The sequence below is a fragment of the Microbacterium sp. AK009 genome (assembly GCF_013410955.1).
Taxonomy (GTDB): domain Bacteria; phylum Actinomycetota; class Actinomycetes; order Actinomycetales; family Microbacteriaceae; genus Microbacterium.
The window spans coordinates 54635-77662 of record NZ_JACCCG010000002.1 but is presented as its reverse complement, the minus strand read 5'-3'; the positions used below and the strand labels follow the sequence as shown (position 1 = coordinate 77662).

At 68.3% G+C, this 23028-nt stretch carries 21 protein-coding genes; 11 read left to right on the top strand and 10 right to left on the bottom strand.

All coding sequences use genetic code 11. From position 1 onward, the window contains the following. The first annotated feature begins 107 nt into the window (after positions 1-107). Complete coding sequence (locus HDC37_RS17490) at positions 108-701, top strand: HAD-IA family hydrolase (RefSeq protein ID WP_179559191.1); 594 nt, start codon at positions 108-110, stop codon at positions 699-701. Positions 702-714: 13 nt separating this feature from the next. On the opposite strand, the gene HDC37_RS04290 is transcribed toward HDC37_RS17490, so the two are convergent. From HDC37_RS04290 to HDC37_RS04280, 3 genes are read right to left on the bottom strand one after another with little or no spacing between them, the layout of a single operon-like run. Then, complete coding sequence (locus HDC37_RS04290; protein ID WP_218869369.1) at positions 715-1557, bottom strand: carbohydrate kinase family protein; 843 nt, start codon at positions 1555-1557, stop codon at positions 715-717. Continuing rightward, on the bottom strand, positions 1557-2492 hold the full coding sequence (locus HDC37_RS04285) for a pseudouridine-5'-phosphate glycosidase (protein WP_179559189.1): 936 nt from the start codon (positions 2490-2492) through the stop codon (positions 1557-1559). Before HDC37_RS04285 ends, HDC37_RS04290 begins: the two co-directional genes overlap by 1 nt. A 53-nt stretch (positions 2493-2545) precedes the next feature. Next, positions 2546-2788 carry a hypothetical protein gene (locus HDC37_RS04280; RefSeq protein WP_179559188.1) on the bottom strand — a complete coding sequence of 81 codons (243 nt, stop codon included), beginning with the start codon at positions 2786-2788 and terminating at the stop codon, positions 2546-2548. A 190-nt stretch (positions 2789-2978) separates the two neighbouring features. On the opposite strand from HDC37_RS04280, the gene HDC37_RS04275 reads away from it, so the two are divergent. The 3 genes from HDC37_RS04275 to HDC37_RS04265 are packed head-to-tail and all read left to right on the top strand — an operon-like array spanning position 2979 to position 6688. Then, positions 2979-3821 carry a DNA-formamidopyrimidine glycosylase family protein gene (locus tag HDC37_RS04275; protein WP_179559187.1) on the top strand — a complete coding sequence of 281 codons (843 nt, stop codon included), beginning with the start codon at positions 2979-2981 and terminating at the stop codon, positions 3819-3821. Positions 3822-3842: 21 nt separating this feature from the next. After that, the gene (locus tag HDC37_RS04270) at positions 3843-5741 is read left to right on the top strand and encodes an alpha-amylase family protein (protein WP_179559186.1); all 1899 of its coding nucleotides are present in this window, start codon (positions 3843-3845) and stop codon (positions 5739-5741) included. 26 nt (positions 5742-5767) lie between these two features. Further along, positions 5768-6688: an AEC family transporter gene (locus HDC37_RS04265; protein WP_179559185.1), complete on the top strand. Its 921-nt coding sequence runs from the start codon at positions 5768-5770 to the stop codon at positions 6686-6688. A gap of 10 nt (positions 6689-6698) precedes the next feature. Here the strand turns inward: HDC37_RS04265 and HDC37_RS04260 are convergent, their stop codons facing one another. From HDC37_RS04260 to HDC37_RS04250, 3 genes are all read right to left on the bottom strand, one after another. Beyond that, positions 6699-7397, bottom strand: coding sequence for a coenzyme F420-0:L-glutamate ligase (locus tag HDC37_RS04260; RefSeq protein WP_179559184.1), 699 nt, complete (start codon positions 7395-7397; stop codon positions 6699-6701). Between the two features lie 12 nt (positions 7398-7409). After that, the gene (locus HDC37_RS04255; RefSeq protein WP_179559183.1) at positions 7410-8765 is read right to left on the bottom strand and encodes an RNA polymerase sigma factor; all 1356 of its coding nucleotides are present in this window, start codon (positions 8763-8765) and stop codon (positions 7410-7412) included. A gap of 235 nt (positions 8766-9000) precedes the next feature. Beyond that, entirely contained in the window at positions 9001-9921 is a 921-nt protein-coding gene (locus tag HDC37_RS04250) for a proteasome assembly chaperone family protein (protein ID WP_179559182.1), read from the bottom strand. An 82-nt stretch (positions 9922-10003) separates the two neighbouring features. Here HDC37_RS04250 and HDC37_RS04245 point away from each other — a divergent pair, with 82 nt between their 5' ends. The 3 genes from HDC37_RS04245 (at position 10004) to sucB (ending at position 14797) form a co-directional block, all read left to right on the top strand. Next, positions 10004-11473, top strand: coding sequence for a leucyl aminopeptidase (locus tag HDC37_RS04245; RefSeq protein ID WP_179559181.1), 1470 nt, complete (start codon positions 10004-10006; stop codon positions 11471-11473). Further along, the gene (gene lpdA, locus HDC37_RS04240) at positions 11470-12858 is read left to right on the top strand and encodes a dihydrolipoyl dehydrogenase (protein WP_179559180.1); all 1389 of its coding nucleotides are present in this window, start codon (positions 11470-11472) and stop codon (positions 12856-12858) included. The genes HDC37_RS04245 and lpdA overlap by 4 nt, the downstream gene beginning before the upstream one ends. Positions 12859-12952: 94 nt before the next feature. Then, complete coding sequence (gene sucB, locus HDC37_RS04235; protein WP_179559179.1) at positions 12953-14797, top strand: 2-oxoglutarate dehydrogenase, E2 component, dihydrolipoamide succinyltransferase; 1845 nt, start codon at positions 12953-12955, stop codon at positions 14795-14797. A gap of 39 nt (positions 14798-14836) precedes the next feature. Here the strand turns inward: sucB and HDC37_RS04230 are convergent, their stop codons facing one another. Then, positions 14837-16198, bottom strand: a complete 1362-nt coding sequence (locus HDC37_RS04230) for a hypothetical protein (RefSeq protein WP_179559178.1) — start codon at positions 16196-16198, stop codon at positions 14837-14839. A 123-nt stretch (positions 16199-16321) separates the two neighbouring features. Between HDC37_RS04230 and HDC37_RS04225 the strand changes: the two genes are divergently transcribed. Next, complete coding sequence (locus HDC37_RS04225; RefSeq protein WP_179559177.1) at positions 16322-17032, top strand: DUF4191 domain-containing protein; 711 nt, start codon at positions 16322-16324, stop codon at positions 17030-17032. 4 nt (positions 17033-17036) lie between these two features. Here the strand turns inward: HDC37_RS04225 and HDC37_RS04220 are convergent, their stop codons facing one another. Beyond that, positions 17037-17429 (bottom strand): RDD family protein, encoded by a 393-nt coding sequence (locus tag HDC37_RS04220; RefSeq protein WP_124293268.1) that lies wholly within the window; start codon positions 17427-17429, stop codon positions 17037-17039. A 136-nt stretch (positions 17430-17565) separates the two neighbouring features. On the opposite strand from HDC37_RS04220, the gene glnA reads away from it, so the two are divergent. After that, positions 17566-18990, top strand: coding sequence for a type I glutamate--ammonia ligase (gene glnA / locus HDC37_RS04215; protein ID WP_179559176.1), 1425 nt, complete (start codon positions 17566-17568; stop codon positions 18988-18990). 542 nt (positions 18991-19532) lie between these two features. On the opposite strand, the gene istB is transcribed toward glnA, so the two are convergent. Both istB and istA read right to left on the bottom strand, forming a co-directional pair. Next, on the bottom strand, positions 19533-20324 hold the full coding sequence (gene istB, locus HDC37_RS04210) for an IS21-like element helper ATPase IstB (protein ID WP_179559175.1): 792 nt from the start codon (positions 20322-20324) through the stop codon (positions 19533-19535). Continuing rightward, on the bottom strand, positions 20324-21529 hold the full coding sequence (gene istA / locus HDC37_RS04205; protein WP_179559174.1) for an IS21 family transposase: 1206 nt from the start codon (positions 21527-21529) through the stop codon (positions 20324-20326). The genes istB and istA overlap by 1 nt, the downstream gene beginning before the upstream one ends. A gap of 139 nt (positions 21530-21668) precedes the next feature. Here istA and HDC37_RS17590 point away from each other — a divergent pair, with 139 nt between their 5' ends. Next, positions 21669-21860, top strand: coding sequence for a helix-turn-helix domain-containing protein (locus tag HDC37_RS17590; protein WP_179559173.1), 192 nt, complete (start codon positions 21669-21671; stop codon positions 21858-21860). Positions 21861-22409: 549 nt separating this feature from the next. Beyond that, positions 22410-22814 (top strand): hypothetical protein, encoded by a 405-nt coding sequence (locus tag HDC37_RS04195; RefSeq protein WP_179559172.1) that lies wholly within the window; start codon positions 22410-22412, stop codon positions 22812-22814. The last annotated feature ends 214 nt before the right edge of the window (positions 22815-23028 follow it).

Genomic DNA, 23028 nt, shown 5'->3' with positions numbered 1-23028 from the left:
AGACACCGCATTCGCGTCGAGACACCCGCAGTATCGCGTCGGGTCAACGCGAACGCGGTGTCTCGATGAGAAGGGGGATGGCGACGGTCCCCGATTAGACTTCGGGCGTGCCGGGACCGCTCGTGATCGACCTCGACGGCGTGCTCCGCATCTGGGACGCCTCGATCATCGTGGACGCCGAGGCGGCGCATGGTCTTCCCCCGGGCCGGCTCCGCGAGGCGGTGTTCGACGACATCTCCCTCCTGCACCGAGCGATCACCGGTGAGATCACCGACGAGGAGTGGCGCGAGCAGATCGCGGCGGGGCTCGAGGCGTCGTTCGGACCCGGAGGGCGGCGCGCCGTCTTGGAGTGGTCACGACCCGCAGGTCGTGTCGATCACGAGGTGCTGCGCGTTCTCCGGCGAGAACGAGGATGCCGCACCGTCGCCCTCTTCAGCAATGCCACGTCGCGGCTGGACGCCGACCTTGACCGTCTGAACCTGGCGGGCGAGTTCGACATCGTGTTCAACTCCAGCACCCTGGGCATGGCCAAACCCGCGGGTGAGGCTTTCCTCGCCGTCGCGGAATCACTGAACACCGACCCCACCCAGTGCTTCTTCGTCGACGATTCGGAAGCCAACGTCCATGCCGCCGCGGGCGTGGGGTTCCGGACGCATCACTACGTCGATCCCACGGCCCTTGAGCGCGCGCTCACCCTGTGACGCGCGCGCCCCGCTACAGGGCACCCGGTCGGAGGAGCGCTTCCCGCGCTGATGCGCACCCGGCGCCGGCACACGCGGCGGGATCCTCGCCGCGAAGCGCGGCGACGATGTAACCGGCGGCGAAGGCGTCCCCGGCGCCGGTCGTGTCGACGACGTCCTCGACCCGCTCCACCGGGACCTCGGTGAGGCCGCTCGGGTCACGGACCTGGACCGGAGCGTTGCCGCGCTTGATGACGAACACCGTGCCCGGGGGCGCGGGGGGCGAAAACTCGTCCAGGAGCGCTGCTTCATCGGCGTTCGCGAAGACGACAGTGGGGGAGAGGTGCCCGAACAGCCCGTGCAGCATCTCCCTCCCGAGCGCCCGCATCGTCGCCACGCTCGACAGATCGAGGCTGACGGACAGGTTGCGCTCGCGCGTCCAGGACGCGGCTGAGCGCAATACTTCCCGCGACGGGGCGTCGGCGAACCCGTAGAGCGGCAGATGCAGCCACCGGGTGCCCTCGAGCCATGCGGGATCGACCGGTCTGAGCTCGGCGGCGGCACCACGATCGGTCAGCATCGTCCGTTCGGCGGCGTCGTCCACGAGGATCACGATCGAACCGGTACGCCCGGCTCGTTGGACGCGGACCTCGACCCCCGACCGCTCGAGTTCGTGGACGAGCGCCTCGCCCTCGGCATCCGCTCCCACTCTGCCGATGAATCGGACGGATGCCGCGGGCGCGGCGGCCGCGGCGACATTGGCGGCGCTGCCGCCCCGGGTGTGGGTGATCGTCACGGGGTTGTCGGTGCCCCGCTCGAGCGAGGAAGCGCCGAGAACGACGATGTCGGCGAGGAGGTCGCCGATGACCGTGAGCATCACTCGGCGCCGGCGAGGGCGGCGGCGATCTCCGCCCCGAGCGCCACATTGCCGCGGTACACCGCGACGTTGACGTCGAGGCTGCGGCCCCCGGTCTCGCGCTGCATGTAGTCCAGCAGGAACGGCGTGGTGTCGTGGCCGGAGATCCCGGCTGCGGAGGCGGCGTCGAGTGCGCGGGCGAGTACCTCGTCGTGCAGCTGCGGCGGAAGCTGATGGTCGGCGTCGACGGGTCGTGCGACGAGAAGGGTCGACACGATTCCGAGGGTGTCGCGAGCACGGGCGATGTCGGCGATCTCTGTCGCGGAGTCGGCGGAGTAATCGATGTCGAGCCCCGAGTCGGCGATGTAGAAGCCGGGATAGTCGATGGTGCGATAGCCGACGACGGTGAGACCCAGCGTTTCCATGCGCTCCAGGGTGAGCGGGATGTCGAGGATCGACTTGACGCCCGCGCTCACGACGACGAGGGGGAGTGCGGCGAGCGTCGGCAGGTCGGCGGACTCATCGAAGGTGTGCTGCGCGTCGCGGTGCACTCCGCCGAGACCGCCGGTGGAGAAGACCCGGATGCCGGCGCGGCTGGCGAGGAATGCGGTTGCCGCGACAGTGGTGCCACCGCTCAGACCTTTGGCGGCGGCGATGGGGAGATCGCGCAGGCTCAGTTTCACCACGTCGTCATTCGTCGAGAGGATCTCGATCTCGGCGGGGGAGAGGCCGACAGTAAGCCGCCCGTCGACGACGCCGATCGTGGCCGGCACGACGCCGCCCTCGCGCAGCCGAGCTTCCGCCTCCCGAGCCACCTCGAGGTTGCGCGGCCGAGGGAGGCCGTGCGTGAAGATCGTCGATTCGAGGGCGAGGACGGGTTCGCCGCGATCGAGGGCGGCTCGCACATGCGGCGCGACGACGAGCTGGCCGGGCGGGTGACGACGGGACGAGGTCATGACAACTCCTGCTGGATTCGCCAACAGTCAATCAGCTCGAGCCGGTCTTCCTGTCAACTGGTGCTTCCACGGAACTCGCCGGCGGAGATCGCGTCGGCGTACCTGCGGATGTCAGGACCCGGCTGGTAGTCGATGAAGCGATCCTTGAGAAGGTGATTGAGCTGCGCGAACGCGTCGTCGGACGAGACCTCGTCCTGTTCGGCGACCTTGAGTACAGCCTCGCGGAGGACGTGGTCGGCATCGTCGAGGATCTTCGCGCGGGCGGGCTCGTTCCAGGCAACTTCGGAGATATCCATGACGCGACAGTACGACCGACCGTCGCACGACCGAGGGGGCTTGCGCGCGACCGACTTCCTGTGTCGTCGCGATCGCTCCGCTCTTCAGTCGCGCAGGGGAGCCCGCACAGCGCGGCGGCTCCGCTCAAAATGACATAATGTGCATTATCGGCGTAACCGCAGTGTCGGATGTCCCGCCTAGAGTGGCGCGATGCCGGAAGGTGACAGCGTCTACCGACTCGCCCGCCGCCTGGAGGGCGCGTCGGTCGGCCGGACGATCGTGTCGGGCGAGCTGCGTTCCGGCGCGCACGCCGGCGCCAAGCTCGACGGACGACGGATCCTTTCGTACGACACGCACGGCAAGCACCTCTTCACGCGGTTCGACGACGGGTGGTCGCTGCACACCCATCTGAAGATGCAGGGATCCTGGTCGGTGACCAGACGTCCGCTTCCGCGCGCCGAGCTGCACCGCGTGCGCTGCCGATTCGCCCTTGATGACGGCGTCACCCTATGGGGCGTCGATGTGCCGGTCATGGAGTACGCCCCGACCGCCGACGAGGATCGGGTGCGGGAGCGGCTCGGTCCTGATCCGCTCCGAGAAGACTGGGATGCCGCCGAGGCGGTCCGACGGCTGACGAGACGGCCTGACCGACCGACCGTCGCTGCGCTTCTCGACCAGGCCAACCTCGCCGGGCTCGGGAATCTCTGGGTGAACGAGCTCGCGTTTCTGCGTGGCATCCATCCCTTCGCTCCCATCGGCGTCACCGATCTCGCAGCGCTCGTCGCCCTGGCCGCACGGTGCTTGCGCATCTCGGCCACGGTTCCCGGCATGTACCAGGTCACCACCGGCGATCGTGGCCGCGGGTCGACTCACTGGGTGGTGGGTCGTGCCGGCCGGCCGTGCCTGCGCTGCGGCACCACGGTCGAGGTCGCCGCTGAGGTGCCCAACGATCCAGAGCGCCGGCGTACCTGGTGGTGCCCGCGGTGCCAACCGGGCGCACCGCTGCTCACCGGCCCCGACCCCACGGCGGGCGATACCATTCGATCCACGTGATCCCCGTCGATGTGGAGCGCCATGTCCCGCCTCAGTCCTGATTCCGCACTCGACTTCGACGCGACCGTGGCGGCCGCCCGGACTGCGCTCGGCCTCCCCGACCCCGGCTTCCATGAGCGCCTGACCGCTGTCCTCCCCGAGCTGCACAGGCTCTTCCTGCAGCTCTACGGCGACCGCGAGGACGGGCGTGAGGCCCTTGCCGAGGTGGTCGCCGCGGCAGCGGCCGGGTGGCGGGATCGACCGGCCGGGCTGAAGATCCTCGACGCGCAGCGCACCGCCCACCCCGACTGGTTCCTGTCGGAGCGGATGCTGGGCGGGGTCTGCTACGTCGACCGCTACGCGGGAACCCTCGCCGGCATCCGGGCGCAGATCCCCTACTTCCAGGAGCTGGGGCTCACCTACCTGCACCTGATGCCGCTGTTCGACTCCCCCGAGGGCAACAACGACGGCGGGTACGCGGTCTCGAGCTACCGCCGAGTCGATCCACCGCTCGGCACCATGGCCGACCTGGCTGCGCTGTCGGCCGACCTCCGCGAGGCGGGCATCTCGCTCGTGCTCGACTTCATCTTCAACCACACCAGCAACGAGCACGAGTGGGCGCGCAAAGCCGTCGCCGGCGACCCCGACTACGAGGACTTCTACCTGATCTTCCCCGACCGCACGATGCCCGACCGGTACGAGGAGACGGTGCGCGAGATCTTCCCCGACGACCACCCGGGCGCCTTCGTGCAGCTGCCCGACGGACGCTGGATCTGGGCGACGTTCTACCACTTCCAGTGGGACCTGAACTATGCCAACCCCCGGGTGTTCCGGGCGATGGCACAGGAGATGATGTTCCTCGCCAATCAGGGGGTCGAGGTGCTCCGCATGGATGCGGTGGCCTTCATCTGGAAACGCCTGGGCACCCCGTGCGAATCGCTTCCCGAAGCGCACCTCCTGCTCCGCGCCTTCAACCTCGTGCTCCGACTGGCCGCCCCCTCGGTGCTGTTCAAGTCCGAAGCGATCGTCCACCCCGACGAGGTCATCAGCTACATCTCACCCGACGAGTGCCAGCTGTCGTACAACCCGCTGCAGATGGCGCTCGGCTGGGAGGCCCTCGCCACCCGCGATGCCCGTCTGCTCCAGAAGGCGCTCGATGAGCGCCACGCGCTGCCTCCGGGCACCTCATGGGTGAACTACGTGCGCAGCCACGACGATATCGGGTGGACCTTCGCCGACGAGGATGCCGCGGAGCTCGGCATCGACGGCTACCCGCACCGCCGGTTCCTGAACGACTTCTACGTCGGCCGGTTCGAGGGCACCTTCTCGCGGGGTGAGCCGTTCCAGGAGAACCCCAAGACCGGCGATGCCCGCGTCGCCGGTACGACCGCCTCGCTCGCGGGCGTCGAGGCGGGAGACCCGGGAGGAGAAGACCGGGTCGTCCTCGCCCATGCGCTCGCCCTCTCCACCGGCGGGATCCCGCTGATCTACCTCGGCGACGAGGTCGGCCAGCTCAACGACTACGGCTACCGGGACGACCCCGCGCACGCTGCCGACAGCCGGTGGGTGCACCGCCCCCACCGCGATGAGCGCGCCTACGCCTCCCGCGATGACCCGTCGACCGCCGCCGGGCGCATCAGCACGCGGCTTCACGCCCTCATCCGGGCTCGCAAGAACTCCCCCGAGTTCGCCGCGGGCAATCCGCTGGTGCCGTTCCACACCTCCTTCCGGCAGGTCGTCGGATTCCAGCGTGTGGGCGCGGATTCGACGATCCTGGTGCTCGGCAACGTCGGCGACTCCGAGGTCCTCATCGAACCGCTCACCTTCTCAGGGTTCGAAGCGGATGCCACGGAGATCGTCTCGGGCTCCTCCGTCGCTCTCGCGATCGGCCTGATGCTGCCCCCGCACGGCGTCGTCTGGCTCCGCGTGCGGCCGGCCTGAGAGGTCTGCCGCACTAGCATCGAGGGATGCTCTCGGCTCTCACCGGCTTCGTCGTGGTGGGCGTCTCGATCCTCATCGGCTACATCCTCGGACGCATCAACCTGCTGGGGGAACACGCCCGACCTGTCCTGGCGCGGCTGACCTTCTTCGTCCTGTCGCCGTTCCTGCTGTTCGTCGTGCTCGCCGAAGCCGACGTGCGGACCCTCTTCTCCTCGTTGCTGCCGGTATCGGCGATCGCGGCGGTCGCGGTCATCGCGGTCTACGCCGCCATCGCCCGCTTCGCGTGGCGCCGGTCGGTCGCCGAGACGACGATCGGGAGTCTCAGCGCGGGACAGGTGAACTCCAACAACATCGGCATCCCCCTCTCGCTGTACCTGCTCGGGAACGCCGCGTTCCCGGCTCCCGTCATCCTCCTGCAGCTCCTCGTCTTCACCCCGATCGCCATGGCGATCCTCGACGCGGCGACCTCGGGCCGCTCGTCGCTGTGGAAGACGATCGGCCGCGTCGTCATCAACCCCATCGTGATCGGTTCCGCCCTCGGCGCGGCCGTGTCGATCAGCGGCCTTGCTCTTCCCGAGGTCGTCATGGCGCCCGCCCAGTTGGTGGCGAACGCCTGCGTGCCGGTGCTGCTCATCAGCTACGGTCTGTCCCTGTTCGGCCAGCGCGTGCTCGGCGCGCACGGGCGTCGTCGCGACGTCATCCTCGCCACGACGCTGAAGCTCCTGGTGATGCCGGCCATCGCCTGGGTGGTGGCCGCGCTGGTGTTCGCACTCCCCCGCGCTGACGTGCTCGTCATCGTCGTGTTGGCCGCCCTCCCGACCGCGCAGAACGTGTTCAACTATGCTCAACGCTTCGACGCCGGAGAGGCGATCGCCCGGGATACCGTATTCCTGACGACGGTCGGGTGCATCCCCGTTCTTCTTGCCGTGACGGCGATCCTCAGCTGAGACCCGAGGGTCAGGCCGCGCGGATGATGCCGAGCGGCGTCGACTGGTGACCCTGGCCGAGCGGGTTGTCCCTCAAGATCTTCACGAGCTGGTTCTCGCGGGCTCTGCTCACCGTGGACCCGAGGATGTTGCCTCCGAGGTCGTTGATGTCGACCACCGCCACTTCCGGAACGCCGTCGAGAAGATCCTTCAGCCGACGGGCGACGTCGCGGGGGCGGTGGGGACCGAGGACGACGGCCTTGTTGTACGGCGGGATCGTGCCGCTGGTGGGGCCGTCGATCGCGCGCGCCTTGTCACCGGCGATCCGGTAGAAATCGCCCGTGCGGCCGAACAGCTTCGTCACCGCTGAGACGGCGGCGGCGAGCAGAATGCGGGGGGTCCCGCACTCGCGCAGCGCCATCTCCATCGTCTCGGGCATGCCGAGTCCGATGCCGTAGGGCGTGCGGGTGACGTAGCGCGAGAGGAATCGAGCGAGGCGGCGCGGCTGGATCTCGTCCAGCGGGTACGACCGCCCCTGCGTGATCGCGACGATCTTCTCCGTCACGAAGAGGAGGTCGCCCGGGCGCACCAGGCTCGCCGCGTACTCCCGCACGAACTCGTCGAGATCATCGCCCGGCATCACGACCCGTGTGCGGATCGGGATGCGGGCGAAGGACTCGCTGTCGACGGTGACCGTAAGGGCCTTGCCGTCGTTCGCTGCACCGGTCATGCGTCGGACCGCTTACTCAAGGTAGTCCCGCAGCGACTGCGACCGGCTCGGGTGGCGGAGCTTCGCCATCGTCTTCGACTCGATCTGGCGGATGCGCTCCCGGGTCACCCCGAACGTGTCGCCGATCTGGTCGAGGGTCTTCGGCTGACCGTCGCCGAGTCCGAAGCGCATGCGGATGACGCCCGCCTCGCGCTCGGACAGCGAATCCAGGAGCGATTCGAGCTGACGCTGCAGCATCGTGAAGCCGACGGCGTCGGCGGGCACGACAGCCTCGGTGTCCTCGATGAGGTCACCGAACTCGCTGTCGCCGTCCTCGCCGAGGGGCGTGTGCAGCGAGATCGGCTCGCGGCCGTACTTCTGCACCTCGATGACCTTCTCGGGGGTCATGTCGAGTTCGCGGCTGAGCTCTTCGGGCGTGGGTTCGCGACCGAGGTCCTGCAGCATCTGGCGCTGCACCCGGGCGAGCTTGTTGATGACCTCGACCATGTGCACCGGGATGCGGATGGTGCGGGCCTGATCGGCCATCGCGCGCGTGATCGCCTGACGGATCCACCAGGTGGCATAGGTCGAGAACTTGAAGCCCTTGGTGTAGTCGAACTTCTCCACGGCGCGGATGAGGCCGAGGTTGCCTTCCTGGATCAGGTCGAGGAACTGCATGCCGCGTCCGGTGTAGCGCTTGGCGAGCGAGACGACGAGGCGCAGGTTCGCACCCAGCAGGTGGCTCTTGGCGCGCTGACCGTCACGGGCGACCCACTGCAGGTCCAGCCCGAGCTGCGACGCCTTCTCGGCTGCCGACATGTGCGACAGCTTCTCCTCGGCGAACAGGCCCGCCTCGATGCGCATGGCGAGCTCGACCTCTTCGGCTGCATTCAGCAGCGGAACCTTGCCGATCTGCTTCAGGTAGTCCTTCACCGGGTCGGCGGTGGCGCCGGTGATCTGCGTCGAGTAGACGGGGATGTCGTCCTCGTCATTGGAGATGACGATGGCGCCGGTGGGAAGCGGCTCGGCGAAGACCGGCTTGACGGTCTCCTCCTCCTCGTCCTCCGACTCTCCCTCGGTCGTCGCTGCGGCGGCAGCCTTGGGCGCTGCGGAGTCGGCGTCGCCCTCGGTGTCATCGACATCGTCGCCGGAGATCTCGTCGTCGGCGTCGAGCTCGACGTCGTCGATCTCTTCGTCGACCTCGTCGGCGTCGGCCTTCGTCTTGCCGCCCTTGGGCGCCGTCTTCGCGGCGGGCTTCTTGGCAGGGGCCTTCTTCGCAGCGGGCCGCTTCTTCGCGGGCGCAACGGGGGCGGTCTCGACCTCCTCGACCGTGTCGGCGGTGTCGGTGTCCTTCGTGGTGCGGTTCGTCGTCTTCGTGCCTGCGGTCACGGTTCGCCTTTCACCGTCACGAACGCGGAGCGCCGCGGCGGTATCTTTCGGACACTAGTAAGACCCTTGTCAAGTCCCGTTCCCGTACGCAGGGCAGCGGACGGGGGACGACAATGGGTCAGAAGGTCCATTGTCTCACATCTGTCCGGGCGGTTCGCATCCGCCCTCCCCGCGAATCCCCGAACGCACCCTCGGGGAACAACGCCGCCCAGGCCAGGGGAATTCCCCTCGGCCGTCAGGGGCGCTTGTCTTCGTCGCTGCTCGGCCGCGAGGCGAGGAAGCGCTCCAGTTCCGCTGCGAGCTCATCGGCGCTCGGCAGATCGCCGGTGTGAAGGATGGGCGTGGCATTGGTCGCACCGGCCATGTACGCGTCGTAGCGCTCTTCGAGGCCGTGCAGCATCCGGGACAGTTCATCACTGCCGGCGACCTGCTCCTCGACCTTCGTCAGGTACTCGCGGTTCTCCTCACGCAGGCCGTCTCCGTCGAAGACGAGCCCCGTGGCGACCGTGACACTGTCGAGGCCCGCGAGCGCGGCGGCCGGGTACTCGGTGTCGGCGAGATAGTGGGGCACGAGCAGAACGAAGCCGGCCACGGCGGCGCCCCTCTCCGCGAAGCGGTATTCCAGGAGGTGGGCCACGGTCGCGGGAACCTGCGTGTGAGGCTGCCACACCGAGTGCGCCTCGGTCAGCTCGGTTCGGGTGCCGCTGACCGTCGTGCCGATCGGGCGTGTGTGCGGGACGGGCATGGGGATGGCGTGCACCCACGTGACCGAGGAGACCTGGAAGCTCGAGGCGAGTTCGAGGACGGCCTTTGACACGGCGTCCCAGGCGAAGTCGGGCTCGTAGCCGGCGAGAACCAGGAACGGCGTTCCGAGGGCGTCGTGGGCGAGGGAGAGTTCCAGGCGCGGCGGGCGGTAGTCGGTGAGGTGGTCGGCTTCGAAGGTCACGATCGGACGCCGCGCTCGGTAGTCGAGCAGGATGTCGTTGGAGAAGACCGCCAGAGGGATGGGGTCGAGATCGTCGCGGATGTACTCGATGAGACGAGCCACCGCTCCCCCGGCGTCGGTGAAGCCGGTGAGAGCGATGACGAGAGGAAGGCCCGCCGGCACAGCCGGAGCGGAGACCGAGCGCTCGTAGAGAGGACCGGCGTAAGGCATGGGTCCATGCTACGAGTCGCTGCGACACCACGAGCCGGGCCGCTGCCGCTGACAGCGAACACCGCTCAATAGGATGGAACCCATGTCGTTCCCCGACCTCGAATATCGTTCCTCCCCCCTTGCCGAGATCGACGCCGACGCCGTCGTCGTGGCCCTGCCCCCCGTCGACGGCGACGGCGCGCCCTCCCTGGAGGACTGGCCCGGCCTGAAAGACGCGCTGGTGGCGACAGGATTCAACGGATCGCCGGGCTCTTTTCAGCGGGTGTACGCGCCCGACGTCACCACTTCACCGCTCGCCGTCGTCGGGACCGGCGCTGAACCGGATGCCGCTGCCGTGCGCGACGCGGTCGGCGCGGCCCTGCGCACACTGACGGGTTTCGAGACCGTCGTCGTCGCCGTGCCCTTCGCCTCGGAGCACCTGCTCACCGCTGCGGAGGGGGCGGCCCTGGGCGGCTACCGGTTCGACGGATACAAGGCCGACGGTCCCAAGCGCCGCGCAACCCGCGTGATCCTGCAGGGACCGGATGACCTCTACGATGCCTCCCTTCACGCCGTGCGCGCGACGGCGTCAGCGGTTGCGCTCGTGAAGGATCTGGTCTCGATTCCCGCCGAGTGGCTCGGTCCTGCAGACCTTGCCGATCGTGCACGGGAGGAGGTCGACGGCCTGCCCGTCGAGGTGACGGTGTGGGACGAGAAGGCACTGCGCGACGACGGCTTCGGCGGCATCCTCGGCGTCGGCCAGGGATCGGATCGGCCGCCCCGACTGGTGCGCCTGGACTACGCCCCCGAAGGTGCGACGCGCCATGTCGCCCTCGTGGGCAAGGGCATCACCTTCGACACCGGAGGGCTCTCACTCAAGCCCGCGGCGTCGATGGTGGGGATGAAGTACGACATGTGCGGCGCCGCCACCGTTCTGGCAGTGGTCCGCGCTGCGGCCGCGCAGCAGCTCGCGGTGCGGGTGACCGGATGGCTCGCCGTCGCCGACAACATGCCCTCCGGGCGCGCGACGCGCCCAGGTGACGTGGTGCGCATCGCAGACGGCACCACGGTGGAGGTGCTCAACACCGATGCCGAGGGACGCCTCGTTCTCGCCGACGGACTCGTGGCCGCCAGCCGGGAGAACCCCGACCTGTTGGTCGACGTGGCGACCCTGACCGGGGCGATCACCATCGCCCTCGGCACGCGTCACACCGGCGTCATGGGCGACGACGACGCCGTCGCGCGGTACCTCGCGGCTGCCGGCGATGTCGCCGAGCTCGCCTGGCAGCTGCCGCTTCCGGCGCACATGGTCGAAGAGCTCGACTCACCGATCGCCGACCTGCAGAACGCCAAGATCGGCGACCCCGCCGGCGGGTCGCTCTTCGCGGGGTTGTTCCTGCGTCACTTCGTCGGCACCGCAGCGGGCGGCGATGAGCGCATCCCGTGGATCCACCTCGACATCGCCGGCGTGGGCATGAACAAGGGCGGTGGGTTCGGATTCACCGACAAGGGCCCGACCGGGGCGACTGTGCGCAGTCTCCTTCGACTGCTGCAGACCGAGGCCGCCCGATGAGCGGTGGGGAGTCGCCCGAGACCACGGCCGATCTCGTCATCCTCGGCGGCGGAAGCGGAGGCTACGCGGCCGCGCTCCGCGCCGCTGAGCTCGGCGCGTCGGTCATCATGATCGAGAAGGACCGGGTCGGCGGCACATGCCTTCACCGGGGGTGCATTCCCACCAAGGCCCTTCTTCACGCCGGTGAAGTCGCGGACGCTGTCCGCGATGCCGCCGCGATCGGGGTCGATGCGGAATTCCGAGGCATCGACCCGGCCCGAGTGCGCTCCTACCGGGAGGGCATCGTCGAGAAGAAGTATCGCGGCCTGCAGAGCCTGCTGAAGACCCGGGGAATCCGAGTCGTCGAGGGCGAGGGACGTCTCGAGGCAGGCCCAGCGGTGCGGGTCGGCGACACCGTCTATCGAGGTACCGACGTGGTCCTCGCCACCGGGTCGTACAGCCGGACCCTGCCGGGCCTGGAGATCGGCGGCCGGATCCTCACGAGCGATCAGGCACTGCAGCTGGAGGAGATCCCCGAACGTGTCGTCATCCTCGGCGGCGGCGTCATCGGGGTCGAGTTCGCCAGCGTCTGGCGCTCGTTCGGCGTCGATGTGACCATCGTCGAAGGGCTCGACCACCTCGTTCCGGCCGAGGACGTCGCGATGAGCAAGGCCCTCGAGCGTGCGTTCCGGCGCCGGGGAATCGGCTTCACGCTCGGTGTCAGGTTCGCCCGCGCCACGCAGACCGCCGATGCGGTCACCGTCTCACTCGAGGACGGCTCGGAGCTTCAGGCCGACTACCTGCTGGTCGCCGTCGGCCGCGGACCCGCGACGGCGGGCCTCGGTCTGGAGGACGCCGGAGTGGCCGTGGATCGGGGATTCGTCGTCACCGATGAGCGGCTCCAGACCGCTGTCCCCCATGTCTTCGCCGTCGGAGACATCGTGGCCGGACTGCAGCTGGCCCACCGCAGCTTCCAGCAGGGCATCTTCGTCGCCGAGACGATCGCCGGGCAGAAGCCCGTCGTCGTTCCCGAGCACCTCATCCCCCGGGTCGCGTACTCGCATCCGGAAGTGGCGTCGGTCGGTGTGACCGAAGCCCGGGCGGCCGAGGTGCACGGCGCAGACGCGGTGCAGTCCTTCGAGTACAACCTGGCCGGCAACGCCAAGAGCGAGATCATCGGCACCGGCGGCCTGGCCAAGGTCGTGCGACTCAAGGACGGGCCGATCATCGGTATGCATCTGGTCGGCGATCGCGTCGGAGAACTCATCACCGAAGGTCAGCTGGCCGTCGGATGGGAAGCGCACCCCGAGGACATCGCGCCGTTCATCCACGCCCACCCCACGCAGAGCGAAGCGCTCGGTGAGGCCTTCCTCGCCCTGGCCGGCAAGCCGCTGCACGCCCTGTAACCCCAGACACGTCGCGCCGGTGCCCCCTGACACGGGCCCGCGGGCGCATCACTAAGCTAGACAAGACATCGGCAACCCCGAAGGAGACAAGCCCATGAGCACATCCGTGGTCCTCCCCGCGCTCGGCGAGAGCGTCACAGAGGGAACGGTCACCCGCTGGCTCAAAAAGGTCGGTGACACCGTGCAGGCCGACGAGGGGCTCCTCGAGATCTCCACGGACAAGGTCGACACGGAGATCCCCTCTCCGATCAGCGGTGTGATCGAGGAGATCCTGGTCGACGAGGACGAGACGGTCGAGGTCGGCGCCGTGCTCGCCAAGATCGGCGACGGCTCGGGCGGCGGCGAGACCCCTGCCCCGGCCGACGCGCAGGAAGAGGCTGCGGCGGCGGAACCCGCACAGGCCGAGGCGCCCGCCGCGGAGGCAGCTGAGCCCGCCGATGGTCCGTCAGAGGATGGTCCGGCCGCTCCCGCCCAGGCAGCGCCCTCGGATGCGACCACCAGCGAGGGGACCGAAGTCGTCCTGCCCGAGCTCGGCGAGAGCGTCACCGAAGGGACGGTCACGCGCTGGCTGAAGCAGGTCGGTGACGCGGTGGAGGTCGATGAGCCGCTCCTGGAGATCTCGACCGACAAGGTCGACACCGAGATCCCCTCCCCCGTCAAGGGTGTGCTGCAGGAGATCCTCGTCCAGGAGGACGAGACGATCGCCGTCGGTTCGGCTCTCGCCCGCATCGGCGACGGTGCTGCGGCCTCCGCGCCTGCGCCGGCCCAGGAGGCTCCCGCCACCGAGAAGCCCGCCGAACCGGCTCCTGCCGTCGACGAAAAGCCCGCCGAACCAGCTCCTGCCGCCGACGAGAAGCCCGCCGACGAGAAGCCGGCCGAGGAGAAGCCCGCCGAAGAGGTGGCGCCTGTTCCCGAAAAGGTCGTCGCGCACGCGCCGGTCTCGACGGGGGTCGCCACCGAGCAGGAGCCGTCGCCCTCGAGCGCTCCGTCGTCGACTGCGCCGGCGACATCCTCCGGCGACGAGGTGGCCTACGTCACTCCGCTCGTTCGACGGCTCGCCCAGCAGCAGGGCGTCGATCTGGCTACGGTCACGGGCACCGGCGTGGGCGGTCGCATCCGCAAGGAAGACGTGCTGAAGGCTGCGGAGGAGGCCAAGGCCCCGGCCCCGGCCCCCGCAGCGTCGGCGCCCACCGCTCCGGCTCGCACTCCGCTGGAGGTCTCGCCGCTGCGGGGGACGACCCAGCCGATGTCCCGGCTGCGCAAGGTGCTCGCTGAGCGGGCAGTGGCGTCGATGCAGGCGACCGCGCAGCTCACCACCGTCGTCGAGGTGGATGTCACCAAGCTCTCCGGTTTCCGCGACCGCGTGAAGGGTGATTTCCAGTCGAAGACCGGCGACAAGCTCTCCTTCCTGCCGTTCTTCGCCCTGGCTGCGGCGGAGGCCCTCCAGGCCTTCCCCGTCATCAACAGCACGGTCGACGGGACGAACATCGTCTACCCGGCGACCGAGAACCTCTCGATCGCCGTCGACACCGAGCGCGGCCTTCTCACGCCCGTGCTGCGGGACGCGGCATCGAAGAACCTCGCTCAGATCGCCCATGAGATCGCCGACCTCGCCGCGCGCACGCGGGACAACAAGCTGAAGCCCGACGAGCTGGCCGGTGGCACCTTCACCCTCACCAACACCGGGTCGCGCGGAGCGCTGTTCGACACTCCGGTCGTCTTCCTCCCGCAGTCGGCGATTCTCGGAACGGGCATCGTCGTCAAGCGTCCGGGTGTGGTGACCGTCGACGGTCGCGATGCGATCTCGGTCCGGTCGTACGTCTACCTCGCGCTGTCCTACGACCACCGGGTGATCGACGGGGCCGACGCCGCGCGCTTCCTCGGCGCGGTCAAGGCCCGTCTCGAAGAGGCGGACTTCGAGGGCGACCTCGGCATCTGATCCACGGCAGCGCTGTACTGCGCGGGGGCGACATCGTGATCACGATGTCGCCCCCGCGTCGTAGATGTCGCGAATGACCCAGTGCTCCCCGATCCGGACGATGACGACCAGCTGAGACGCCGGTGAATCGCCCGTCGGGGCGGCGGCATCCACGCGCAGCACCGCCGCGCCGCCCAGATCGTCGAGGAACGTCACCGTCCTGGCCTCGGCCGGCAGGTCGGATGCCCCGGGGGGCAGCGCGCGAGTCGGGTCGGCCACGGCCTCGGCGAGACAGGTGGCGTCGGCATCGCACGCCGCACGAGCGTCCAGCAGACCGGCGGTGACGGCGGCGAAGTCGTCAGGGGTGGAGGCGGGTGGGGCGGGCTCACCGACCGTCGCCCCGGTGCTCGAGGCCTCGGCGTCCGGACCGAGCGTCGGGGAGGGCGACGACCCCGAGGCCGGTTCCGACGCGATCGTCACGGGGTCGGCCGCCGCCGGCGGCTCGGCGTCGTTCGGCCACGTCAGTCCTACGGCGAGGACGACCGCTGCGGCGCCCCCTGCGACGATGAGTCCGCGGCGTCGGGGTTGTGGCTTCCGGGTGCTGACGGCCCGCCAGACGCCGGTGGTCGCCCGGGAGACGGTCTCGCCGAGGTCCCGGTCCATCAGTGTCGAGACCCGGGTCAGCAGCCTCTGACCGCCGGGGTCAGCGGCCGCCGCTTTCGCCGCGGCCCGTGACCCCGCACGGGTGGCCGCGGGTCTGCCGGTGATGCCCGCCACCCCGCCCTGCATCGCCGACGAGATACGCTTCGCGCCGAGGCGCAGCGGTTGCGGCGTGGCCAGGGCGAACAGTCGCGCCTCGAGCGCGTGGGCCTCGCGTTCGTGCAGGTGCGCCTGAGCCACTGCCGCGAGAGCGTCGCGCAGCACGTCGCTCCATGCCGGGAACAGGGCGAGGAGGAGACGGATGACCTCCGCGGACTCAGACGTCGGCCCTGCCTGCAGCGCGAGGACCGGGCGACCCTCGTCGGTGAGCCACCATGTCCCGGCAGTCGTTCCGGTCGCCGCTCCGGCGTCGAGGTGGCCGCGCAGCACGCTGACGGCGAGGGTGAGGGCCTCGCCCGCCGAGAGCGGGTCATCGTCTTCGGAACGACGCCTGACGACGTCGACGACCCGTTCGCTGCAGAGCGGGAGCAGCGCGGCGTGCCCCGTCGCCGTTCGCACGACGTCGGAGGGGGTGAGGAGATGCTCCGACGGCGCTGCCCGCCATCCCGCCCAGTCCTCGCCGAGCGCACCCGCTTCCACGAGAAGCCACGCAGCGCCCTCGCTGTCACGCACCACTTCCCCGGACCACGGCGCGCTGGCGGCATCCAGCCGTCGCACCGGCCGGTAGGCCCGAAGCAGGGCGTGCTCGGAATCGATCGCCATGACAACAGGGTCGCGCCCGCGACTGCTGTCTCGTCCGTGGTTCATCAGAACTGTGGACAGCAGGGGTCATCCCCGCGCTTGTGCAGGAGAGGTCGCGAGGGCCTGAAAAGGTAGGCTGGAATCATGGCCGCACGCAGTACCGCCCCCGAGAAGCGTCCCGGGTTCTTCTCGCAGATCCGCACCCTCTACACCTTCACTGTCCAGGCCTATCGCTGGCTGCCCTGGGCCCTTGTCGGCATCCTCATCGGCGGCACGCTTCTGGGCGTCGCACTCGGTGCGTTGATCCCACCCGGAGCGATCTGGAGCATCATCCTGTGGGGTATCACCGGATTCATGTTCGGCATCCTCGCGGCGCTGATGACCATGACACGACTGTCGACGAAGGCGATGTATCGCAAGATCGACGGCATGCCCGGCGCCACCGGCTATGTGCTGTCCAGCGCCCTTGGTCGCCGCTGGCGCGCATCGGAGATGCCGGTGGGCATCAACCCCAAAACCCAGGAAGCCGTCTACCGTGCGATCGGCCGCGGCGGGATCGTGATCGTCGGCGAAGGGGCGCGGGGGCGCCTCACCCGCCTGGTGAACGAAGAGCGCGGAAAGGCGCAACGCGTGGCATCCGGTGTCCCTGTCACCGTGCTGTACGTGGGTCACGGCGACGACGAGGTGCCGATCGGCAAGCTCGCCCCGGCCATCAAGTCCCTGCCGAAGAAGATCGACCGTGCAACGATGGCTGCTGTCGTCAAGCGAATGGACTCGGTGTCGCAGTCGGTTGCGTCGCTTCCCATTCCGAAGGGCATCGACCCGCAGCGCGTGCGCGCCCCTCGTCCTCGCTGAGAACTCAGTCCCGGATCAGGACCGTGCCCGCCGCCTTGTCGTGCAGGCCCCGCTGATCCGCGTCCCAGATCACCGCGGGGATGACGAGGATCAGCAGGATGGTGCGCAGCACCGGCCTCCACAGACCGACCCACCCGCCGTCGAGGCGTACCAGTCGCATCCCGAAAATCCTGTGTCCCGGGCTCCCCTGGAGCGTCGGGAGAAAGACGATCTGGATGGCGCCGAAGATCAGCAGGATCGCCAGTGCGTCCCACCCGAAGAACCCGGAGATCAGGTACGCGGCGCCGTAGTCGATGAACAGGGCACCCACGCGCCGACCGAGCCGGCCGATCGATCCGGCGCCCTCGCGGGGGCGCCCCAGCCGCTCTCCGGGATAGTCCTGTGCGCTGGCGACCACGATTCCACCCTACCGTCGGTGGGCGCGTAACATGCCGGAAACAAAGGTGTCACGGTCGGGCAATCCCCTGCCGATACGGTGCCTCAAGGCCCGCTCGACGGGCGGCAGTTCCCGATGCCCTACCTCTGGAGTCTCCATGTTCAGTGATTCATCCGAGGTGCTGCGGTTCATCAAGGACGAGGACGTCAAATTCCTCGACATCCGGTTCACGGATCTCCCTGGTGTCCAGCAGCACTTCAACATTCCGGCCGCCACCGTCGACGAGGAGTTCTTCACCGTCGGGCAGCTGTTCGACGGCTCCTCGATCCGTGGGTTCGCGAACATCCACGAATCCGACATGCAGCTCATCCCCGACGTGTCGACCGCCTACCTCGACCCGTTCCGCGAGGCCAAGACGCTCGTCATGGTCTTCGACATCTACAACCCGCGCAACGGCGAGATCTACGCGAAGGACCCTCGTCAGGTCGCCAAGAAGGCGGAGAAGTACCTCGCCTCGACCGGCATCGCCGACACCGCGTTCTTCGCTCCCGAGGCGGAGTTCTACATCTTCGACGACGTCCGCTACGACGTGAAGCAGAACTCCAGCTTCTACTCCGTGGACTCCGAAGAGGGCGCCTGGAACACCGGCCGGGCCGAGGAGGGCGGCAACCTCGCCAACAAGACTCCGTACAAGGGCGGCTACTTCCCCGTCTCCCCCGTCGACAAGACGGCGGACCTCCGCGACGACATCAGCCTGAAGCTCATCGAGTCGGGCCTGCAGCTCGAGCGCGCGCACCACGAGGTGGGCACCGGCGGTCAGCAGGAGATCAACTACCGCTTCGACACCATGGTTCACGCCGCCGACGACATCCTGAAGTTCAAGTACATCGTCAAGAACACCGCCGAGCAGTGGGGCAAGGTCGCCACCTTCATGCCCAAGCCCCTCTTCGGTGACAACGGCTCGGGCATGCACACCCACCAGTCGCTGTGGAACGACGGCAAGCCGCTCTTCTACGACGAGAAGGGCTATGGCGGGCTGTCCGACATCGCGCGCTGGTACATCGGCGGCATCCTCGCCCACGCTCCCGCGGTGCTCGCCTTCACCAACCCGACGCTGAACAGCTACCACCGTCTCGTGAAGGGCTTCGAGGCCCCGGTGAACCTGGTGTACTCGGCGGGCAACCGCTCCGCGGCGATCCGCATCCCGATCACGGGCTCCAACCCCAAGGCCAAGCGCATCGAGTTCCGCGCGCCCGACGCCTCGGGCAACCCCTACCTCGCCTTCGCCGCGCAGCTCATGGCCGGGATCGACGGCATCAAGAACCGCATCGAGCCGCACGAGCCGGTCGACAAGGACCTCTACGAGCTCCCGCCCGAGGAGGCCAAGGGCATCCCCCAGGTGCCGAACTCGCTGCAGGACTCGCTCGACGCCCTCGCGGCCGACCACCAGTTCCTCCTCGAGGGTGGCGTGTTCACGCCGGAGCTCATCGAGACCTGGATCGAGTACAAGATCGAGAACGAGATCCGGCCGATGGCGCAGCGTCCGCACCCGTTCGAGTTCGAGCTGTACTTCGGGGTCTAATGCGTAGTAATGCGTAGGAACGCGTAGTCACTGCGTAGCAGCTGCGGCGCAACGAGTACGTTGGAAAGCCTCGGATCGCCCTGGTTTCGGCGTCGTATCGTTAGATATCGACGCCGAAACCGGGGCGCCTGTCATTTTGAGTACGCGAGCGGCTCAACCTCGAGCGCGGCACTGCGTGCAGCCGAGCTCTATTGCGTAGCAATTGCCGGTCATAGCGTTCAACAGGGGGTTGCTCGGCGGGGTAGGAAGATGCGCTGTTGAACTAGGCAAGAGACTCTTGTCCTCTTGTGGGAGGTGCGCGTCGGTGGGCAGAGTGACGTCAATCTTCTCCACGCCGCTTTCGCCCACCTATCAGGCGTTGAGCATCCTCGTCCTTCTCCGGTGATCTATCGAGCCGGAGGAAGCACGTAAGTGGCAGGACGGCCGCGTTGAGCCGTTGTAAATCGCTGGCTAGTGCGCGCCGCGACTCCTCAATTGTCGACGACGGTCCAACCTGAGGCCAAAGCGACGGGCGAAAACGAGGCCACCTGGTTGTCGTTTGCTCAGTCTGCCGGATCCTGGGTTCGGATGCTCGGGAGGCTGTCGATGCCTCGTCCGCGGAGCCGGTAGCTGGCGCCCTTCAGCGTGAGGACATCGGCGTGGTGGACGATGCGGTCGATCATCGCGGCGGCGACGGCCTGGTCGCCGAAGACGCCGCCCCAGCCGGAGAATGGCAGGTTGCTGGTGAGGATCAGCGAGGCGTGTTCGTAGCGTGATGAGACGAGCTGGAAGAAGAGGTTGGCGGCGTCCTGTTCGAACGGCAGGTAGCCGACCTCGTCGACGATGATCAGCCCGTAGCGGCGCAACCTGGCGAGCTCGCGGGGCAGGTTCCCTTGCCGGTGCGCATCGGTGAGCCGCGTGACCCAGTCGGTCGCGGTGGCGAACAGCACCCGGTGTCCGTGCCGGGCGGCGACGATCCCGAGCGCGGTGGCCAGGTGCGCTTTTCCGGTGCCGGGAGGGCCGAGGAGCACGACGTTCTGCGCTTCGAGGAGGAACCCGCCGGAGGCGAGAGCGGCGACCTGCTGGCGGGCGGTGGGCTGCGCGTCCCAGTCGAAGTCCTCGAGCGTCTTGCGCGCTGGGAACCCGGCGGCTTTGATCCTCAGCTCGGCGCCGGAGGCGTTGCGGGCGGAGACCTCGCGTTCGAGGACGGCGGCGAGGTAGTCCTCGAACGACCAGCCCGCATCCCGTGCGTGGTCGGCGAGCCGAGTCGCAGCTTCGGTGATCCGAGGTGCTTTCAGTGCGCCGGCGAGGTAGGTGATTTGCTTCGCCGTGTCTGTAATCTTCACGGAGGCCATCACGCGACTCCTTCGATCCCGAACGCCCGGTCATAGTGGGCCAGATCTCGAGTGAGATCGGTATCGACCACAGCTGGTCGTGGCTGTTGGAACTGTTGCCGCAGCAGCTTCGCGGTCTCTCGATGCGTCGAGGCGGTGACGACCGCGCCGCGCGCCCAGATTCTCGGGTGGTCCGCGACGATCCGCCCGTCGAGCCGCACCCGGACCCGGTCGAGGTCCGCGGTCACGTCGACCATTCGCCCCATCGCCGTCGGGTCGACGGAGTAATCGCTGGCATCCAGACGCACGTAGTAATCCCGTCCGAGACGCACTCGTTCCCGCCACCCGAGCTGCAGCGGGACCGGTGGCAGCGGCAGCATCCGGGACCGGTCGTGCTCGATCAGATCCACTGGTCGGGCCTTGATGGTCCGGACGACTCTGCTGTTCGCGCGCTCCAGCCAGTCGGCGAGCTGCGTGTTGAAGTCGGTTGGTGAGGTGAAGGTGCGGCCGGGCATGAAGGAGGTCTCCATCCAGCCGTTGCGGCGCTCCACGATGCCCTTCGATTCCGGGTCGTAGGGGCGCAGCTGCACCACCTTCGTCGCCAGCGTTCCGGCGAACGCGGACACGCCCTGCGCGAGGCGACCCTTCTGACCGATGCCGGGCTCGTTGTCCCAGATCAGCCGACGCGGCACCGCGCCCAGCTGCCGGATCAGCTCCCACGACCCCAGCAGCAGGTCCTCGGTCTTGCGGGTCGGGATCATCCTGGCGGTGATGAACCTGGAATGCGCCGGGACGATCACGAGCACCGGCAGCAGCACACTTGAGCCGTCCTCGAGCGGGATCTTGCGCGGCGGGAACCACAGGTCACACTGCGCCGCGTCACCGGCCGCCCACGACAATCGGTCCGCCGGATCGACCGGGCGGTGCTCCGGCCGCAGCCCTCGGATGTTCTCTCGGAACCAGGTGATCGACCCGTTCCATTCGACGCGTTCGGCGATCACCGTTGCCGGCATGTCCGGGTGCTCGGCGAGGATCGCCCGCACTCGCGACTCGAACGGTGTGAACGACGTCGGCTGGACCGGTCGTTCATACTTCGGCGGCCGATCCGACGCTAACGCCCTATCGACCGTCGACCGTCCGATGCCCAGCTGCCTCGCGACCTGCCGCCTCGGAACTCCGTCCGCGACCAGCCGCCTGATCAACGCCCAATCTTCCACCGAGATCACCCACCCAATCTGTCTGGGTGGCCTCGTTTTCGCCCGTCGTTAGCGCGTCAGATTGGAGCGTCGCCGACATCAATTGAGTCCGAGCCCGCGCCAGGCTGCAGGGCCTTCGCTTCTGAAGGACACCGCGCATAGCGATCACATGGACAGTTCCCGCACCTCCCTTCCCGTTCTGCTGACTCCGGAAGATCTCGCCGATTATCTCAATGTTTCGCTCCGCACCATCGAAGGCTGGCGCCTTAGCAGGAAGGGGCCGGCATACGTGCGCATGGGGAAGCATGTTCGCTATCGCGCGGACCGGGTCGAGTCGTGGCTCGGCGAGCGCGCCGTATAACTTCACAGCCGCCCGCGCTGACCTGGATACAACTGATGCGCAACGGCCGGTGGGTCCGTTGCGACTTGAACCCCAGACCCCCTGGCTTTGCTCCGACTGCCCCGGGAAGCCCTGCGACAACCGTACCAGTCCCCTCCTTCCGCGTGATTCCGCGGATCTCAGGGCCGACCCGCGAAATTCCGGGGGACTTCATCGAGGGCACGATTGAGGGCACGGAGGCCATTTCGGGCACCATTGAGGGCACGATTGAGGGCACGGTCGAGGGCTTCGTCGCGCGCTCCGATTGCGGGCGGCGCTCGCCCGCAGTTCGCGTTCCGACACCAACTCGGGGCATGGCTGCAGTCTGTCACGACAGCCGCCATTCGAGAGGGCGCGGGGTGACGCGTCGGATCACGAGGTCGCCTCATGCGACGAGGGGAAGTTCACGCCAACCGCGTCCGAGGCTCCTGTCAGCATCCTTTATGTGACCACCAACGGGGCAGGATGCACCACCAGACCACCCACCACATTCCCGCGACGTCGTCGCACGGGTCGAGTAGTGTGCGGGGCATGCATCGTCGCGCCGCCATCCTCTTGTTGACGCTGGGTGCGATGACGCTCGCTGGGTGCTCGACCTCTTCGGGCGTGCCTGAGCTGGATCGCCCGTCGGAGGAGCAGGATCGCCCTGGCTGGGTGATTGACGGTGACCTCGTCGTCCCCGGCTCCATCCGCTATGCCGGGGCGAGCGGCGACGTGGAGGTGTATCTCGCTCGCGGAACGGATGAACCCAACGCGGTCTGCGTCCTCGTTGCCCGCGACGGACGCCTTCAAGGATCCGCCTGCGGCGGAAGCGGAGGGGTGGGCCTGAAACTCGGGGACGGCATCCAGTTGGAGGTGGGCGATTATCGGCTCCCGGGAGACGCGGAGCGAACGCCTATATCCGAAAGCGTTCGACTGGTCGGAGACCCGCAGTAGACCAGGTGGTCCAATCGGGCGGCGTGTCGACCATCGAACGACGAGACCTCGAGCCCTGGGTCGGGTATGCGTTCACGTTTCCCGATGGCGCGAACTCGGGGGATCCCGCGAGCAAGGCATTGCGCCCGAGCGCCTCAAGGCCGCGGAAGCAATCCTGCGGAACGTCTCCGGGCCATGGGCCCAGTGGCCCAGCAACGCGTCATCCTCTTGATCA